20 protein-coding genes are annotated in these 17,162 nt (G+C 62.8%); all 20 read right to left on the reverse strand.

What is annotated here, in order from left to right; genetic code table 11:
- Positions 1-5: 5 nt before the first annotated feature.
- The 20 genes from U4Y90_RS23145 to U4Y90_RS23240 all read right to left on the reverse strand — a co-directional run bounded on the left by U4Y90_RS23145 (position 6) and on the right by U4Y90_RS23240 (position 16,710).
- Positions 6-704, reverse strand: coding sequence for a GNAT family N-acetyltransferase (locus U4Y90_RS23145; protein ID WP_321798027.1), 699 nt, complete (start codon positions 702-704; stop codon positions 6-8).
- Between the two features lie 199 nt (positions 705-903).
- On the reverse strand, positions 904-1,605 hold the full coding sequence (locus tag U4Y90_RS23150) for an SDR family NAD(P)-dependent oxidoreductase (RefSeq protein ID WP_321798029.1): 702 nt from the start codon (positions 1,603-1,605) through the stop codon (positions 904-906).
- A gap of 201 nt (positions 1,606-1,806) precedes the next feature.
- Positions 1,807-2,064, reverse strand: coding sequence for a hypothetical protein (locus tag U4Y90_RS23155; protein WP_321798030.1), 258 nt, complete (start codon positions 2,062-2,064; stop codon positions 1,807-1,809).
- Between the two features lie 38 nt (positions 2,065-2,102).
- Positions 2,103-2,360, reverse strand: coding sequence for a hypothetical protein (locus tag U4Y90_RS23160; protein WP_321798032.1), 258 nt, complete (start codon positions 2,358-2,360; stop codon positions 2,103-2,105).
- Positions 2,361-2,404: 44 nt separating this feature from the next.
- Positions 2,405-2,662, reverse strand: coding sequence for a hypothetical protein (locus U4Y90_RS23165; RefSeq protein ID WP_321798034.1), 258 nt, complete (start codon positions 2,660-2,662; stop codon positions 2,405-2,407).
- Positions 2,663-2,706: 44 nt separating this feature from the next.
- Positions 2,707-2,964, reverse strand: a complete 258-nt coding sequence (locus tag U4Y90_RS23170; RefSeq protein ID WP_321798035.1) for a hypothetical protein — start codon at positions 2,962-2,964, stop codon at positions 2,707-2,709.
- A gap of 483 nt (positions 2,965-3,447) precedes the next feature.
- Positions 3,448-3,705: a hypothetical protein gene (locus tag U4Y90_RS23175; protein ID WP_321798036.1), complete on the reverse strand. Its 258-nt coding sequence runs from the start codon at positions 3,703-3,705 to the stop codon at positions 3,448-3,450.
- Positions 3,706-3,958: 253 nt separating this feature from the next.
- Entirely contained in the window at positions 3,959-4,666 is a 708-nt protein-coding gene (locus U4Y90_RS23180; protein ID WP_321798038.1) for a GntR family transcriptional regulator, read from the reverse strand.
- Between the two features lie 72 nt (positions 4,667-4,738).
- A complete protein-coding gene (locus U4Y90_RS23185; RefSeq protein ID WP_321798040.1) occupies positions 4,739-5,770 on the reverse strand; it encodes a proline racemase family protein in 1,032 nt (343 codons plus the stop codon).
- Positions 5,771-5,782: 12 nt separating this feature from the next.
- Positions 5,783-7,264 (reverse strand): aldehyde dehydrogenase family protein, encoded by a 1,482-nt coding sequence (locus U4Y90_RS23190; protein ID WP_321798041.1) that lies wholly within the window; start codon positions 7,262-7,264, stop codon positions 5,783-5,785.
- Between the two features lie 12 nt (positions 7,265-7,276).
- Positions 7,277-8,569: an NAD(P)/FAD-dependent oxidoreductase gene (locus U4Y90_RS23195; protein ID WP_321798043.1), complete on the reverse strand. Its 1,293-nt coding sequence runs from the start codon at positions 8,567-8,569 to the stop codon at positions 7,277-7,279.
- Positions 8,566-9,582, reverse strand: coding sequence for a 4-hydroxyproline epimerase (locus U4Y90_RS23200; RefSeq protein WP_321798045.1), 1,017 nt, complete (start codon positions 9,580-9,582; stop codon positions 8,566-8,568). The genes U4Y90_RS23195 and U4Y90_RS23200 overlap by 4 nt, the downstream gene beginning before the upstream one ends.
- A 53-nt stretch (positions 9,583-9,635) precedes the next feature.
- A complete protein-coding gene (gene dapA, locus U4Y90_RS23205; protein WP_321798047.1) occupies positions 9,636-10,514 on the reverse strand; it encodes a 4-hydroxy-tetrahydrodipicolinate synthase in 879 nt (292 codons plus the stop codon).
- 35 nt (positions 10,515-10,549) lie between these two features.
- Positions 10,550-11,215: an amino acid ABC transporter permease gene (locus tag U4Y90_RS23210; protein WP_321798049.1), complete on the reverse strand. Its 666-nt coding sequence runs from the start codon at positions 11,213-11,215 to the stop codon at positions 10,550-10,552.
- Positions 11,216-11,225: 10 nt separating this feature from the next.
- On the reverse strand, positions 11,226-11,897 hold the full coding sequence (locus U4Y90_RS23215; protein ID WP_321798050.1) for an amino acid ABC transporter permease: 672 nt from the start codon (positions 11,895-11,897) through the stop codon (positions 11,226-11,228).
- A 7-nt stretch (positions 11,898-11,904) separates the two neighbouring features.
- The gene (locus tag U4Y90_RS23220; RefSeq protein WP_321798051.1) at positions 11,905-12,738 is read right to left on the reverse strand and encodes an amino acid ABC transporter ATP-binding protein; all 834 of its coding nucleotides are present in this window, start codon (positions 12,736-12,738) and stop codon (positions 11,905-11,907) included.
- A gap of 107 nt (positions 12,739-12,845) precedes the next feature.
- Positions 12,846-13,679 (reverse strand): transporter substrate-binding domain-containing protein, encoded by an 834-nt coding sequence (locus U4Y90_RS23225; RefSeq protein ID WP_321798053.1) that lies wholly within the window; start codon positions 13,677-13,679, stop codon positions 12,846-12,848.
- A 317-nt stretch (positions 13,680-13,996) separates the two neighbouring features.
- Positions 13,997-14,254, reverse strand: a complete 258-nt coding sequence (locus U4Y90_RS23230) for a hypothetical protein (RefSeq protein ID WP_321798054.1) — start codon at positions 14,252-14,254, stop codon at positions 13,997-13,999.
- Between the two features lie 44 nt (positions 14,255-14,298).
- Positions 14,299-14,556, reverse strand: a complete 258-nt coding sequence (locus U4Y90_RS23235; RefSeq protein ID WP_321798056.1) for a hypothetical protein — start codon at positions 14,554-14,556, stop codon at positions 14,299-14,301.
- A 330-nt stretch (positions 14,557-14,886) separates the two neighbouring features.
- Positions 14,887-16,710 carry a serine aminopeptidase domain-containing protein gene (locus tag U4Y90_RS23240; protein WP_321798058.1) on the reverse strand — a complete coding sequence of 608 codons (1,824 nt, stop codon included), beginning with the start codon at positions 16,708-16,710 and terminating at the stop codon, positions 14,887-14,889.
- Positions 16,711-17,162: the final 452 nt, after the last annotated feature.

The following is a 17,162-nucleotide window of genomic DNA, read 5'->3' on the forward strand; positions in this document are numbered from 1 at the left end:
CCTTTTCACGACGCGGCGCGACTGATCTGCGTGAGCGCGAAGGCGTGACGCACGTCGAAGCCCAGCCGTTCGTACAGGGCGATGGCGCCTTCGTTGTGGCTGAACACATGCAGGAACGGCGTGTCGCCCCGCTCGCCGATTTGCTTGCGCAGGATATTCATGAGCCGTCCGGCGAGGCCGCGTCCGCGACAGCGTTCGTCGACGCATACGGCGCTGATCTCGACGTAACCGTCGATGGCCATGCGTTCTCCCGCCATCGCGATGAGCTCGCCCTGCTCGCGAATTCCGATGTAGCGGCCCATTTCGCGCGTGCGCTTGCCGAACGGCCCCGGTTTGGTTCGTTCCACGAGCGCGAGCATGTCGTCGACATCGGCGTGGCCGAGCGCGATCACGTCGCTGTCGTCGATGCTCTGCGTGAAGCGCCGTGTCGCGATCATCTGATTGATCGTGCCGACGTGCTTTGCCTGCAAGCCGTCGATGCCCGCGACCGTGTCCGTCGACAGGATCGCGACCTGCTCGCCGGGCCGCAGGAGCGCGTGCAGCGCGCGCCACGCATCGGGCGTTGCCGACGCGACCGCCGCGAACGGCGCGACCTCGGGATGGAAACGCCGCGCGAGCGCGTCGCCTTGGCCGAGATGCGCCTGTTTCGTGGTCAGCGCGCTCCAGATCGGGCGATCGAGTGCTGCGTGGGACGGACGGCTCATGTCTGCTCCGGATGCGAAGGGTGGTCGAATGTCGATCACTGTAGGCAAGTCGAAGTGTTCCGGCTATCGTCGGAAATGACATTTTTGAGGGCATTCGCGCCACCTGGTGCGTCAGGCTCAATGCGCTTCGTGCGCATCGGCGATGTGTGCCGGTCCGATCGACGGGGACGGCGGCGGCTCGTCGCGAGCGCGTGACGCCTCAAAACTTCTCCACCCACGGCCGCAGCTCGATTTCCCACGCCCATGCGCTGCGATGCTGGCGCAGCACATCGATGTAGGTTTGCGCGATGGCATCGGGATCGAGCGTGCTGTCCGGCGCGTCGGGCGGATCGGCGCGATGTTCGGAGCGCACGCCGCCGTCGATGACGAAATGCGCGACGTGAATGCCCTTCGGCGCCAGTTCGCGCGCGGCGCTCTGCGCGAGGCCTCGCAACGCGAACTTGCCCATCGCGAAGGGCGCGGACAGCGCGTAACCCTTGACGCCCGCGGTCGCGCCCGTCAGCAGGATCGCGCCTTTGGCCGCCGGAATCATGCGCCGCGCCGCGTGCTGGACCGCATGGAACGCGCCGAGCGCCGAGACGGCGACCGCCTGTTCGACCTCGCGCGCATCGAGTTCGGCGATAGGTCCGCGAACACGTCCGCTCGCGTTGTAGACCACGATTTCCGGCGCGCCGATGCGTGCCTCGGTTTCATCGAACAGCGTTGCCACTGCGCCGGCATCGGATGCATCGACGGGCAGCGCGATAGCACCGGTTTCATCGACGAGCGCCGATAGCTTGCCGACATTGCGCGCCGCGATAACGACAGGGATGTTCTCGGCGCGCAAGCGCCGTGCGAGCGAACCGCTGATGCCGGGTCCGGCACCGATGATGAGGGCGCTGCGGTAGGGAAGTGTGCTCATGGTTCACGCTCGGACGGAAGGTGGAACCGATGATAGCCGCGATGAGAAATCGGCGCGCGGATGCAAGTGCGGGGATTTATCAGTCTATTCATCCGCCGCGCTATTACCCCTTTCTAAAGCCAGAACGTAGCCACCCGCCCTGACGCCGCGAAAGGAGAAGGAAGCGCAATTGTTCCTTCTCCCGTCGACGATGCTGCTTCTTCAGACCTTCACGCCGTGCAGGAGGCTGCCGATGGCGTCGAGCGACTTCGTGACGTTGGTCAGATCGACCTTGGTGTACTGCGATGCATCGACCTGCGTCACGGGCGCCACGTTGATCTGCGGGCTGGCAAACGAGAATCCGGTGACCGAGTTGGCGTTGACGCCGTTGTTCTGGAAGATGCTCGCACCGCCGACGATGGCGCCCATTTCAGCGCGGCCCAGTTCCTTGCTGACGGCGAGGTTTTCGATTTTCAACATGATGTCTCTCCTGATGGCTCGATTGGCTGAATGAGGTCTCAGACCTTCGCGCCGAGAATTTCGCTGCCGACGGTGGCGAGCGTCTTCGTGATGTTCGTCAGGTCGACGTTCGTATGCGTCGAAGCATCGACTTGCGTGACGGGTGCGACGTTGGTCTGCGGGCTCGCGAAGGAGAAGCCGCCGTTGACGTTGGCGTTGACGCCGTTGTTCTGGAAGATGCTCGCGCCGCCGACGATGGCGCCCATTTCAGCACGGCCGAGGTCTTTGGAAACAGCGAGGTTTTCGATCTTCAACATGATGATTCTCCGGATGCGTGAGTGGATTGCGATGGTTTGGGTGATCAGAGCGCGACGCCGCCAAGCAGGCTACCGACCGAGGTGAGCGACTTGGTGATGTTCTTCACGTCGACGTCGGTGTGCTGCGAAGCATCGACTTGCGTGACCGGTGCGACGTTGGTCTGCGGGCTGGCGAAGGAGAAGCCGCCGTTGACGTTGGCGTTGATGCCGTTGTTCTGGAAGATGCTCGAACCGCCGACGATGGCGCCCATTTCAGCACGGCCGAGGTCTTTGGAAACAGCGAGGTTGTCGATCTTCAACATGATGATTCTCCGGATGCGTGAGTGGATTGCGATGGATTGGGTGATCAGAGCGCGACGCCGCCAAGCAGGCTGCCGACCGAGGTGAGCGACTTGGTGATGTTCTTCACGTCGACGTCGGTGTGCTGCGAAGCATCGACTTGCGTGACGGGTGCGACGTTGGTCTGCGGGCTGGCGAACGAGAAGCCGCCGTTGACGTTGGCGTTGACGCCGTTGTTCTGGAAGATGCTCGAACCGCCGACGATGGCGCCCATTTCAGCACGGCCGAGGTCTTTGGAAACAGCGAGGTTTTCGATCTTCAACATGATGTAGCTCCTGGATTTGGTTGGTTGGCTGAGCACCAATCGTTGCGCTCGCAGCTACATATGCGAGGGCTGTGCCAGGCGGTGCTAGAAGATCTGTTCGGTTAACCTAAAGTATTGATTTTTAGAGATATTAAAAGCGCCGATTGCAAATTTCGGCGCTCCTTCGGAATGCCGCATTCGAGCCGAATGTTGGTCGTTAAAAAACAAAAATTCGAAACGTGTCGGTATGCGACGAACAGATCGCGATCCGGCGGCGATGGACATGGCTTTGCCGCACGAGAGCGCGACGTGAGAATGGATCGTGAAAGGGATTTTTTTTGGTGGAGACGAAATCGACTATGTAATTCGGAATACGAATTATCGATTGCGTGACACGGACGCGCGTGGCCGAGCGCTGCTATGCGCGCGAGGCGTCGCGGGAGAGAGAGGAAAAGAAAAAGGGAGAAGGAACGGTGCCGTTCCTTCTCCCCTCGAAGACGATGCTTACAGCTTCCCGCCTTCGATCAGGCTGCCGACCGAAGCGAGCGTCTTCGTGACGTTCGTCAGGTCGACGTTCGTGTGCGTCGAGGCATCGACTTGCGTGACGGGCGCGACGTTGATTTGCGGGCTGGCGAACGCGAAGCCGCCGTTGACGTTGGCGTTGACGCCGTTGTTCTGGAAGATGCTCGAGCCGCCGACGATGGCGCCCATTTCTGCGCGGTCGAGGTCTTTGCTAACGGCGAGGTTGTCGATCTTCAGCATGATGTGTCTCCTGGAACTTTGGTGGGTTGGATGAGCACCAATCGTTGCGCTCGCATCTCTCTATGCGAGGGTCGTGCCAGGAGCATCGGGGTGGTCCGTTCGCTTGCGCTAAGTCATTGAAGGGAAAGAAAAATAAAGGCTGGTCGCGCAATGCCCGACCGATGCGCGGGACGAAGCCCGGATCGGATCGTCGGATGCCCGAAGACAGGCAGCCGCGACGTGTCGGTGCGGCGCCGACAACGCGGATCGAAGGCTAAAGAATCGCCATCGACTCGGTCATGTTCTGCCGCATGTAGTCGAGGAAGCGCTTCTGGAACAGCATCGTGTGCTCGTGCGCGAGTTTCTCGGCGGCATCCGCGTCCCGGCGCGCGATGGCGTCGATGATCTCGGCATGGTCGCGGCCGAGCTTCGTCGCCGAAGGCGACGACACCGTGTAGTCGAAATGCAGATGCAGCAGACGCTGCCCTTCGCCGAGCAGCCGCTCGTAATAGCCGAGAAAGTACGGATTGTTCGCCGCGCGCGCGATCGCCATGTGCAAGCCCTTGTTGGTCTCGGACATCGCGTTGAAGTCGCCGCTGTCGATTGCCTGCATGTAGATGTCGTCGGCCTTGCGGATGCGCGCAAGATCGGCCTCGCTCCGATGCAAAGCCGCCAGGCGCGTGACCGCGCGCTGAATGAGGTCCAGCGCCGAAACGTACTTCGGGAACTCCTCGATCTCGAACGGCGTGACGAGCGTCGTGCGGTTCGGAAGAATCGTCACGAGACCTTCGGTGATGAGACGCGCGAGCGCATCGCGCACGGGCGAGCGCGACAGCCCGAACTGCGCCGCGAGCGAGACTTCGTCGAGCGGCGCGCCCGGCTTCAGTTGCAAGGTGAGGATCTGCTTGCGCAACTCCTCGTAGATGTATCGTCCGCCGTGCCGGCGCGCCCCGGTCTCCGCGTCCGTGGTCCCTTTGCTCATGTGCTCACCGCCGTCGTCGTGGGCCCGGAAAGACGGGCGTGCATTCAAGTTTATCATCGTGCCCACTCCGTCTCAGGCGGCCCGGAAGCCCGAACCCCACGTATCGCTCAGCATGAATCCGGCGGCGAGCGGATCGTCCGGATCGACGCCGATCTGCTGCAATCCATACACCCACGCGCGCCCGGTGACGCGCGGCAGCACGGCGGGCCTGCCGCCGATTTCCGTCTTTCCCGGCAGTTCGATATCGAACTCGCCGCCGATGATCGAACGCGATTTCAAACGGCTGCCGACATCGGCGAGCCCGCGCGCCGACAAGGTCGCGAGATTGGCGGAACTGCCCGTGCCGCATGGCGATCGATCGACGCGTCCGGGCGGCAGCGTCGTGCAGGTCTGGTACAGCGTCTCGCTGACGCGGTTGCGGAACATCACGTAAGCGATTTCGTCGATCTGCGCATGGAGCGGATGCCGCACGCGAATCTGCCCGTTGATGACATCCTTCAGCGCGACCCCGAGTTCGGCGAGTTCGCGCGCATGCTCGGGCGCGATCGTGATGCCGATCTGGTCGACGTCGATCAGCGCGTAATACACGCCGCCGAACGCGATATCCGCCTTGAGCGTGCCGAACCGCTCGGTCTCGATCGCGACGTCCAGTTGCTCGACGAACGCGGGCACCATGTCGAGCGAGACGCCCGTGCAGCGTCCGTTCTTGCACGCGGCGCGCGCGGTGACGAGTCCCGCGGGCGTGTCGAGCACGACGGTCGTTTCCGGCTCTTTCATCTCCACCATGCCGAGTTCGAGCAGCGCGGTGACGACGCAGATCGCGTTGCTGCCGGACATCGGATGCGCCTTGTCCGATTGCAGCACGATGAAGCCCGCGTGCGCCTCCGGCTTCGTCGGCGGCAGCAGCAGATTGACCGACATCTGCAAGCAGCCGCGCGGCTCCAGCGTGACGAGCCGGCGCAGACTGTCGTCGACTTCGTTGATGTAGTTCATCTTGTCGAGCATCGTGTCGCCCGGAACGCCGATGACGCCCGCCGTGATGACCTTGCCGATTTCGCCTTCGCAATGCACGTCGACGAGTTGAAGCGTCCTTGTCCAGCGCATGATCGTTCGGCCCTATTTGATGTACCAGCCCCACGGCTTGTCGCTGTCGTAGCGCGTGATCTGCTTGGTCTCGAGATAGTTGTTCAAGCCCCACTCGCCGAGCTCGCGGCCGATGCCGCTTTGCTTGTAACCGCCCCAGGGCGCTTCGGTGAAGGTCGGCTGGCTGCAGTTGATCCATACGATGCCGGCGCGCAACGCCCGCGCGACGCGCTCGCATCGTGCGAGATCGCGCGACATGACGGCGGCCGCGAGGCCGAAGCGCGAATCGTTCGCGGAGCGCACGGCTTCGGCTTCATCGTCGAAGGGACGGATGCACACGACCGGCCCGAAGATCTCTTCGTTCCAGACCCAGGCATCGGCGGGCACGTCGGCGAAGATGACGGGTTCCATGAAATAGCCCTTGTCCAGATGCGCGGGCCGTCCGCCGCCCGTGACGAGGCGCGCGCCTTCGCTCACGGCGCGCTCGACGGCTTCGCGCACCTTGTCGAACTGCCCCTTGCTGACAATCGGTCCGAGCAGGACGCCTTCCTTCAATCCATTGCCGATGGCGATATTGCGCGTCTGCTCTTTCAGCCGATCGAGCAGGCGATCGTAGATGCCGCGCTGCACGAGCACGCGCGAAGTCGCCGAACAGACTTCGCCCTGATTCCAGAAGATGCCGAACATGATCCATTCGACGGCCGCCTCGATGTCGCTGTCGTCGAACACGATGAACGGCGACTTGCCGCCCAGTTCGAGGCTTACGTTCTTGATGTCGCGCGCGGCCGCCTGCATGATGCGGCTGCCGGTCGGCACGCTGCCGGTGAACGCGAGCTTGTCGATGCCGGGATGCTCGCTCAAGGGCGCGCCCGCATCGCGGCCGAGTCCCGTCACGACATTGAGCACGCCCGGCGGCAGATTCGCGCTCGCGGCGATATCGGCGAGTTCGAGCGCGGTCAGCGGCGTGAGCTCCGAGGGCTTCAGCACCATCGTGCAGCCCGCGGCGAGCGCCGGCGCGACCTTCCATGCGGCCATCAACATCGGGAAGTTCCACGGGATGATCGCGCCCGCGACGCCGACTGGCTCCTTGCGCGCGACCGAGCTGAAGCGGTCATCCGGCAGCGCGACGGGCGTTTCGGCGTGATCGTCGAGCTTTTCGGCGAGGCCCGCATAGAACTCGAAACAGCCGGCGGCATCGCCCAGATCCCAGAGCGCTTCGGGAAGCGGCTTGCCGTTGTCGCGCACTTCGATCTCCGCGAGTGCCTGAAGACGATCGCGAATGCCGCGGCCGATACGGCGCAACACGGCGGCGCGATCGGCGCCGCGCATGCGCGGCCACGGGCCTTCGTCGAAGGCCTTGCGCGCGGCTCGCACGGCGAGATCGATATCCTCGGCCGTCGCCGCTGCAACATTCGCGATGACTTCCTCGCTCGCCGGATCGATGGTTTCGAAACGGCCGTTCTTGACGGGCGCGACCCAGCGGCCGTCGATAAAAAGTTGTTCGTACGATTTCATGAATTCGTCTCGTCAGGAGAAGCGATATGCGCTGAACGGTTCGAGGCTCTGCCTGGTGGCGCGGCCCGCGACCATGTCGGCGATCAAACGGCCGGTGGTCGCGCCGAGCGTGAGCCCGAGCTGCCCGTGACCGAACGCCATGCAGACATTGCCGAGCCTGCGCGAGCGGTCGATGACGGGCTTCGTGTCCGGCATGAACGGCCGATAGCCGACGCCGTACTCCACCTGCGATGTCCGCATCTGCGGCAACACGCGCTTCGCCTTCTCCAGAATGATGTCCGCGCGTCGGAAGTCGGGTTTCGCGCCGTGGCCCGCGAACTCGATCGTGCCGCCGATCTGCAGGCCGCGCGTCATCGGCGTGAAGCAGAAGCCGCCGTCGGCATAGATGACGGAATGGCGAATCTCCACGCCCGGGTCCGATACCACCGCCTGATAGCCGGCGATGCCCGCGAGCGGCACATTCACGCCGAGCGCGTCAAAGAAGCGCCGCGCGCCGATGCCCGCGGCCACGACGACATGCCGCGCCGCAATGCGCTCGCCGTTCGCGAGCGTGACGCCGGTTGCCTGACCATTCGATTCGTCGATGCTGCGCGCCTCGGTCTGCACGCGACGGCCGCCCTGTGCGACGAAGCTGTCGGTCAGCGCCGCGATGAAGCCCATCGTGTCTTTCACCGCGCGCCAGTCGTCGAACTTGAGGCCGTGCGAGAACTTGCCCGCGAGCGCGGGTTCGAGATCGCCGATGTCGTTCGCGTTCAGCCGCTGCACCTTGAAGCCGAGCGATTCGCGCAGCGCGATGTGCGGCGCTTCGTGCGTGAGCGCGTGCGGATCGTCGAAGACTTCGAGGATGGGTCGCTCGCCGAGCAGGGTCTTGTCGTCGCACGCGTCGAGCAGCGGCGCGTAGTCGGCGTAGACATCGTGCGTGAGCGTGGCCATCGATTGCGCGATCTCGACGATCTTCGCGTGCCGCGCGCACATGAGAAAGCGCACGAACCACGGAACGATGCCCGGCAGCGCGCCCGGACGCAGCGCGAGCGGCCCTTTCTGGTCCATGAGCCAGCCGGGGATTTTCAGCAGGATGCCGGGCTTCGACAGTGGAATGACTTCGCTTACCGCCATCTGGCCGCAGCTCCACTTCGCCGTGCTTTCGCCCGGCGCTTGCGGATCGATCAGCGTGACCGCATAGCCGCCGCGTTGCAGATAGAGCGCGCAGCATACGCCGACGATCCCGCCGCCGATCACCACGGCCGTTTCCTGGCCGGAGGGAAGCGGATCGTTTGAAGAGACTTCGCGAGGCACGGCGTTCACTTCACATACTCCTGCAGGCTGAAGCCATGAGCATAGGGTTGCGAGTCGTCGACGTAATACTCCGCTCGGCCCGTGAGAAAAGCGCGGCCTTCGACGCTCGGCAGAATCGCGTCGAGTCCATTGTGCAACGTCGTGATCGATTCCACACGCCCGATGAAGCAGCTTCCGATAAGACTCTCGTGCCGAAACGCCTGACCGACATCGAGCAGCCCTCGCGCGTGACGTTGCGCGACGCGAGCGGAGGTGCCGGTGCCGCACGGCGAACGATCGATGAGGCTATCGCCCGCGATGACGACCGCGCGTGCGTCGGCGTCCTTCGACAGCGGCGCGCCGGTCCACATCGCGTGATTGACGCCGCGAATGCCGGGATGATCCGGATGAACCACGTCGATAGCCGCGTTCACCGCCGATTGCATCTGCCGGCCCCACGCGAGCAGCTGATCCGGCGTGAAATGCTCGCAGCCCGGAAAATTCGCCTGCACTTCAACGATCGGATAAAAATTGCCGCCGTATGCGATATCGATGACGAGCTTGCCGAAATGCGGATGCACGATCTCGACATCGCGATGAAGCAGAAAGCTCGGCACATTGGTGAAGCGCACCGACGACACGCGCTCTCCGTCCATGTCGTATTTCGTGGTGAGCTTCCCGGCGGGCACGTCGACGACGACCGTGCCGGGTGTTTTCGGCCGGATGAGGCCGGCTTCGACAGCAAAGGAGATCGAGCCGATCGACGCATGGCCGCACATCGGCAGACAGCCCGATGTCTCTATGAACAGCAGGCTCATGTCCGCATCGGCGGAAGCGGGCGGATAGAAGATCGTCCCCGACATATGCGAATGCCCGCGCGGCTCCAGCATCAGCGCGCGGCGAATCCAGTCGTGACGCGCGACGAACGTCTTGCGTCGCGCGTCCATCGTGTCGCCCGCGAGCGGCGGCGCGCCGTCGATCACCATGCGCACCGGCATGCCTTCGGTATGTCCTTCGATGCTCTTGAAGTAATGTTTGCTCATCCGGATGTCCCGCCTGATTGAATGCGCCGGCGCGTCGCCGCGCCGGCATCGCATTACTGCTGAGCCGCTTCGAAGACCTTGCGGAACGCGGCCCGTTCTTCATCGGTCAGCGGCTGCAAAGGCATGCGCGCGGCGCCAACCTTGAAGCCCGCGAGTTCGCAGCCGTACTTCACCTTCTGCACGAACTTGCCGGCTTCCATCGTCGCCATGACGGGGAAGAGCGAGCGCATGACGTTCTGCGCGCCACGGATGTCGCCCGCTTCGAACTTCCTGTGGAAGTCGACGACGTGCTTGACGAAGCAGTTCGCGGGTCCGCAGATCCAGCTCGACGCGCCCCACAGGAAGAAGTCGAGCGCCTGATCGTCGGAGCCGCAGGAAAGCTGGTAGTGGTCCTTGTATTTCTCGCCGATCTCGATCGCGCGCAGCAGGTTGCCGCTGCTTTCCTTGATGCCGACGACGCGCGGATTGTCCTTGAACGCTTCGAGCACTTCGAAGCCGACCTCGACGTTCGTGCGCACCGGATAGTTATACAGCACGAGATCGACATCGGGCACGGCCTCGAGAATGGCTTCGTAATGCCCGATCAATTCCTGTTGCGACGGCAGCGCGTAGTAGGGCGGCGCGATCAGCACCGTCTCGTAGCCGGCGTCGCGGACCAGTCGCGTCTGTTCGATGACTTCGCGCGTGCATGAACCGTTGGCGCCGCCGATCAGCGTGCCGCGGCCGCCGACCACTTCGCGCACGGTCTTCAGAATGGCGCGGCGCTCGTCGTGCGTGAGCGCGTAGTACTCGCCCGTCGAGCCGAGCGGAACGAAGCCGGTGACGCCCGCCGCGAGCTGAAACTCGACGATGTTCGCGAGCGTGTCGTGATCGACCGCGCCAGACGCATTGAACGGCGTGACGAGTGCGGGAAGAATGCCTTTCATCTGCATGAGTTGCTCCATTGAACGAAGAGTCGTTGATTGGGTTAGCAGGCGTAACGCCTGAGCAAACGCGTTTCGACCACGCCGACAAGACGCGTGAGCGGAAACGCGACGAGGAAGTAAATGAGCGCGACCGTGGTCAGAAACTCGACCGGTCGTGCCGTGCTGTTCGAGATGTTCTGCCCGACGAACATGAGATCCGCGACACCCACCGACGAGATGAGCGCGCTTTCCTTGAACAGACTGACGATGTTGGAAAGCAGAGGCGGAATCGCGCGCAGCAGCGCCTGCGGAAAGATCACATAGAGGATCTTCGCGTGCGGCGACAGGCTCAATGCGATGCACGCATCGTGCTGCTCGGCGGAGATCGATTTGAGCGCGCCGCGAAACGTTTCGCTCGTGATCGCCGCCATATAGAGCGTCAGCGAAATCACGACGGACGCATAGGGCGGAATCGGAATCCGGAATACGACCGGGAAACAGAAGAACACCCAGAAGAGCTGGATCAAGAGCGGCGTGCCGCGAAAGAACTCCACGTAAAGCGTGGTCCCCGCTTTCATCCAGCGCGAGGGCGACATGCGCAACAGGCTCAGCACGAAGCCCGCGAGGCTGCCGATCACCGCGCAACTGCTGGTGAACGCGATGGTCAGTCCGAGCCCCTTGAGCAGCACGAGCCAGTAGGGCAAGACGGCGGAAAAGTCGAGATGCATGTTCGTCTCCTCAACGCTCGACCGCGAGATCTTGCCGGCGCTCGATCACATGGACGAGCTTCGCGATCGGCAGCGACAGCGCGAAATAGATCAGCGCGACGACGGTGTAGGTTTCGAGTGGCCGATAGGCTTCGGTCGCGAGGCTCTTGCCGACATACATCAGATCGGCGACCGCGACGATGGCGACGAGCGCGCTCTGCTGCAGGCTGCCGATGCCGTTGGTCATCAGCACGGGCATCGCGGTGCGCAGCGCTTGCGGCAGCACGACATGCAAGGTGCGCTGCCATGGCTTGAGGCCCAGCGCGACGCACGCATCGAGATGCTCCTTCGGCACCGCCTGAACGCCCGCGCGATACGCCTCCGCATTGAACGCGGTGAGATTCAGCCCGAGCGCGAGCACGCCCATCATGATCGGGTCGATGAAGACATCGACCATCATCGGAATGCAGTAGAAGAACCAGACGATCTGCAGCAGCGCCGGCGTGCAGCGAAAGAACTCGATGAACAACTGCGCGGGCCAGCGCACGACGGTCCAGCGGCTCATCGCGAGAAGGCATAGCACAAAGCCGAGCACGAGGCCCATGATGTTCGACGCGACGGCGAGCTCGATCGTGACCCTGAGGCCATCGAGCAGGGCGCCCAAGCTGCCCTCGAGAAAGCGGAAGTCGAAGTGATAGTTCATGTCGGCCTCAGTCGAGATGCAGCACTTTCTCGAGGAATTCCCGCGTGCGAGCCTGTTTCGGGCACTTGAACATGTCGACCGGCGCGCCTTGCTCGACGATCCTGCCGCTCGCGCAGAACACGACGCGCGTGGCGATATCGCGGGCGAAATGCATGTCGTGCGTGACGATGATCATCGCCATCTTCTGTTCGGCGAGCTGGAGCATCACGTTCTGCACTTCGATGACCATCTCGGGGTCGAGCGCGGACGTGACTTCGTCGAACAGCATCAGCTTCGGTTCGAGCATCAGCGCCCGCGCAATCGCGACGCGCTGTTTCTGGCCGCCGGAAAGCTGACTTGGATAGGCGTGCAGCTTGCTTTCGAGGCCGAGGCGCGCGAGATACATGCGCGCGCGCTCGGTCGCGTCGGCTTTCGACAGTCCGCCGACCTTGACCGGCGCGAGGATCAGATTGCCCAGCACGGAAAGGTGCGGAAAGAGCGTGTAGTGCTGAAACACCATGCCGATCTGTTTCTGCAGTTTCGCGTCGATCCGTTTGCCGCGCGCCGAGTCCGCGCCGAAGATATACGGCTTGCCCTGAAAGCCAATCTGTCCGCCCTGAATGCCTTCGAGGCCCATCATCACGCGCAATAGCGAACTCTTGCCGCTGCCGCTCGGGCCAATGATGACGAGACGATCGTCCTCGCGCATGTCGAGGTTCATATGGTCCATCACGATCAGGTTCTCGCCGTAGGACTTGTACACGTCCCTGAACTGGACGAATTCGCCGGAGGTCGCGGGCGAAAAATCGATAACCGACGGTGGAATATCGTGTCGGGAAAGCATGGATTGGGACGACAGCATGTGATCTCTCCAGCAAGCGCGCCGGAAGGCGCGCGATTCGCGGATGGCAATGTGATAAGGAATCCTGCGCGATATGAACTGGCCTTATCGCGCGTCGGTGAATCACATCACTTGTTGGCGACCAGCATCGCCTGCACGGAGGTCTTGATGAGTTTGTCGACCGCGCCGGATTTGACTTGCGCGTTCACGTAGTTGTCGAGCACGGCGAGATCGGCAGCCGGCGTTTCCTTGCGCAGGCCGAACGCGACTTCCTGCTGGGCGAGCGGCGGGTTCGGTTGAATGGCAGCGGCCCAGTCGGGGTGCGCTTCCGTCAACAACATGTTCGTGATATTGGCGTCGGCGAGGAGGTCGGCGCGCTTCGACATGAGCGCGAGACGCGATTCATCGTTGCCGGGCAGGCGCATGATCCGCGCGTGCTTCAAGACGGCCGAAATGGCCTTGTCCTGCGCGGTGCCGGACATCACGGCCACCGTCAGATCCGGCTTGTCGATGTCGGCTATGGCGTGCGCGCCCTTCGGGATCTTCGGGTTTTGCCTGTTGAAGACGAATGAAACGTTGTAGTCGGTCGCGGGCGCCGAGAACGACACCGCCTTCTCGCGCTCGGGCGTCTGGTTCAGGGCCATCGACAAATCCCACTTGTCCGACTGCAAGCCCGCGACGATGTTGTCCCACGTCGTATCGACGAACTCGACTTTCACCTTCAGCACGTTCTGCCCGAAATTGCGGCACAAATCCGCGAAGAAGCCGCTGTATTCACCCGTCTTCGGGTCGCGCATCACGTAAGGAGGCGCGACGGCCGCGCCGCATCGAAGCACGCCCGCCTTTTTCACGCTCTGCCACGCGCTGGTGTCGTCTGCGCGAACGGGCGCATGCGTCAACGCAAGTCCGGCGAACGCCAGGCAGGCCACCGCGCGACGGGTGAAACGAGACAACTGAACCATGATCGACTCCCGAATAAGAGTAAACCCGCATCGAAAAAGGGAAATTTGCACCACACAAATCTGAATATCTAACTGTGTGCAGCGATGTATGCAGTGTAGGAAATCAAAAAAGGGGCTGTCAACTAGGCGATTGCCCTGAGCGGCAAAAATCGTTGCGCGCGGTTTTATGCAGACTGATGGAGCGGATGAGGGCGGCCGCGTTGATCCGCGCGTTGCGCGCGAGGGCCAGGGAAATCGGTGGCGCGTCGATGGACGCGGAACGGCGACGAGAGGGAGAAGGAAACGTCGTGGTTCCTTCTCCCTTCGAGAGGTGATGCTTACAGCTTCCCGCCGAGCACTTCGCTGCCGACGGTAGCGAGCGTCTTCGTGATGTTCGTCAGGTCGACGTTCGTATGCGTCGAAGCATCGACTTGCGTGACCGGTGCGACGTTGGTCTGCGGGCTGGCGAACGAGAAGCCGCCGTTGTAGTTGGCGTTGATGCCGTTGTTCTGGAAGATGCTCGCGCCGCCGACGATGGCGCCCATTTCAGCACGGCCGAGGTCTTTGGAAACAGCGAGGTTTTCGATCTTCAACATGATGGTTCTCCGGATGCGTGAGTGGATTGCGATGGTTTGGGTGATCAGAGTGCGACGCCGCCAAGCAGGCTGCCGACTGAGGCGAGCGACTTGGTGATGTTCTTCACGTCGACGTCGGTGTGCTGCGAAGCATCGACTTGCGTGACGGGTGCGACGTTGGTCTGCGGGCTGGCGAAGGAGAAGCCGCCGTTGACGTTGGCGTTGACGCCGTTGTTCTGGAAGATGCTCGAACCGCCGACGATGGCGCCCATTTCAGCACGGCCGAGGTCTTTGGAAACAGCGAGGTTGTCGATCTTCAACATGATGTAGCTCCTGGATTTGGCTGGTTGGATGAGCACCAATCGTTGCGCTCGCAGCTACATATGCGAGGGCTGTGCCAGGCGGTACTAGAAGACCTGTTCGGTTAATCCAACGTGTTGACGAGCAAAGGATTTTTCGAGCTGACCGTGATCTTGTGCAGAATTGCGGCGCGACGCGGCGGGCCGATATGTCGGCCATCGAAAAACAGATCGGTGGGGTGTGTCGGATGCGGACGAACAGCGTCGCAATCGAAGCGTCGGTGGGTCGATACGAAGCCGCGCGCGTGCAGGCACGCGGCGCTCCGTATCGAAGACGACGTGATGAAGATCAGCTCAAAGTTGCTGGGAAACGCCTAGCGGTGCGATGGCTTCGATGACCGGCGCGCTGTCCGGTTGCAGGTCCTTGATGAAGGTCTCGGACAGCGCGATCACGCTGGCCAGCGCGCGCGTGTCGTACAGCGCGTGATCGACATCCCTGCAAACGGCGGCTCTCACGCGCGTCGTTCGCGAGAGCTTCTTCCCGTGCCTGCCGAAATGCGCGTTGAGCTGATCGAGCCCTTCGTCGCCCGCGCCATACACGAGCAGCGTGCGCACGCCCTTGCGATCGAGCGTTTGAACGACGCTGTGCGGATCCGTGAGCGGCCCGTGCTTCGCATGAACGGCCTTCTTGCGAGTCACGCCGAGCATCTGCGATTGCAGCCGCGCCGCCGCATTCGATGCGAATGCCTTGACGATCGGCTTGAGCCCGCGTTGACCGCTCAGCACCAGCCACCACTTTTGCGGCTTCAGAATCGCCGGTCCGAGACGCGCCATCGTGTTGCGCCTCTGAGCCCTGAGTTCCTGCAACGTCAGCCGCTCGGGTATGTAGAAGCGCTGCAGATTAACGGCGATGACCGCGCCGATCGCCGGCTCGACGAGCGATGCGCGCAAGGCGCTATAGGCCCCCGAGCAGATGCCGAACACGACGACGTTATCGTAGCCCTTGCGCTTGAGCCACGCGGCCGCCGTCGCGACATCCTCGATCGTGGTTTCGGCGTGGATCGACGCGATCTTCTCCAGCGTACCGTCCGGCGCGCGCGCGGGGCTGTCGCCGATGCCGCGCGCGTCGAAGCGCAACGATGCAATGCCGCGTTGCGCCATGTCCCGCGCGATGCGCACGGAAATCCGGCTGTCGCCTTGATGCACGCTGCCCGCCGTGTTCGTGATGACGATGACCGGTCCGCCCGCGAGTCCGTCGCGCGGCTCGCACAAGATGCCGAAGAGTCCCGCCGCGCCGAAGATCACCGGGCGCTCGATCGCTTCGGGTGTTTCGATGATCGCGTCGTCGCTTATGCCGGGCCGCGCGACCTTGCTTGCGCGCGCTGGCCTGGCATCAGCGGACGCGCCCTCGGTCATGCCAAGGGCGATCCATTGCGCAGCCCGCCTGAGCGTCTTCTCGGGCAAGGTGGACGATGCGGTCTCCTGCATGAAGTCGAAGTAGTCGTCGAAGCTTTCCGCCTGCACCTCGACGTCACGGTCGCGCAATGCGTCGCATAAGGACTTGCTCGCTCCCGGCCGCAAATCGGCGATGAAGACGCGCTTGGGCAGCGCGGGCTGACGGCTCATCGACTTGCCGAGATCGAGCCCGCTCAGGCGGCCGCGAAACGCTTCGCTATAGACCTGTCCGAGCACGTGAAAGGGCGAATCGATCTGCACGGCTCGCACGGCGACGGGAAGGTTCTCGACCCATGTCTGACGCAGCGCGGTGAGCTCGCGCAGATAGTGGCGTCCGTTCATCACGGGCGCGAGTAGTGCGAGCGAATCGACCAGCGGATGATGCGACGCAAGCGCCGCCAATGTGCCGCCCAGACGCAAGCCGCACAACGTGACCTTCGTCACGCCGGTCTCGTGACGCAAGCGTTCGATAGCCGCGCCGATATCCGCGACGAAGTGGTCGAGCCGATCGCTCTCGTGATCGATGCCGACCGAATCGCCGGTTGCGAGATAGTCGAAACGAAGGACAGGAATATCGCGCCGGGAAAGGTCCTCGGCCAGATAACGCATGGCCTTGTGCCCCCACGCCTCCTCATGTCCGAACGGATTGCACAGCACGACGCCGTGATTGCCCTGGCCGACATGGAGCCACCCGAAGCGGCCTCCGAAGACGATCGGCGTCATGCGTCGACTCCCTGGCCGAAATTACCGGAGTGCACACACGCGCTTCGGTAAGAAGCGATATCGACACCGTGACGAAACCCTGGGCCGCTCGATGTTTTAGTTTGGTCGCGCATTTTGTTGAGTTTCTCATTGCACGTTTTGCAAGATTTAACCTCCTTTCGAATCTTCCTTTCGGTGCGCTGGGCAACAAATTGATCCGCGGGCCCGCGCGTGCGGCAGCCGCTATGCGGGCGCGACGCGTCGAGCGGATGTTCAAGAATCCGGATGTCTGGATGACACGCTATGTTGGCTACCGCACATTGCGCGGCGTGACAGAGAGAAATTTAGTATGCCTACATTGAATGAGAGAGAGCAGGCAGGACAACGCACGAATGAAGCGGTTCACGAAGATTTCATGATGCGCCGCGTGACGGTAAAAGGGCCCGCATTGACTATTCGAGGACATCGTCTAA

The organism is Caballeronia sp. J97 (assembly GCF_905220305.1).
Taxonomy (GTDB): Bacteria; Pseudomonadota; Gammaproteobacteria; order Burkholderiales; family Burkholderiaceae; genus Caballeronia.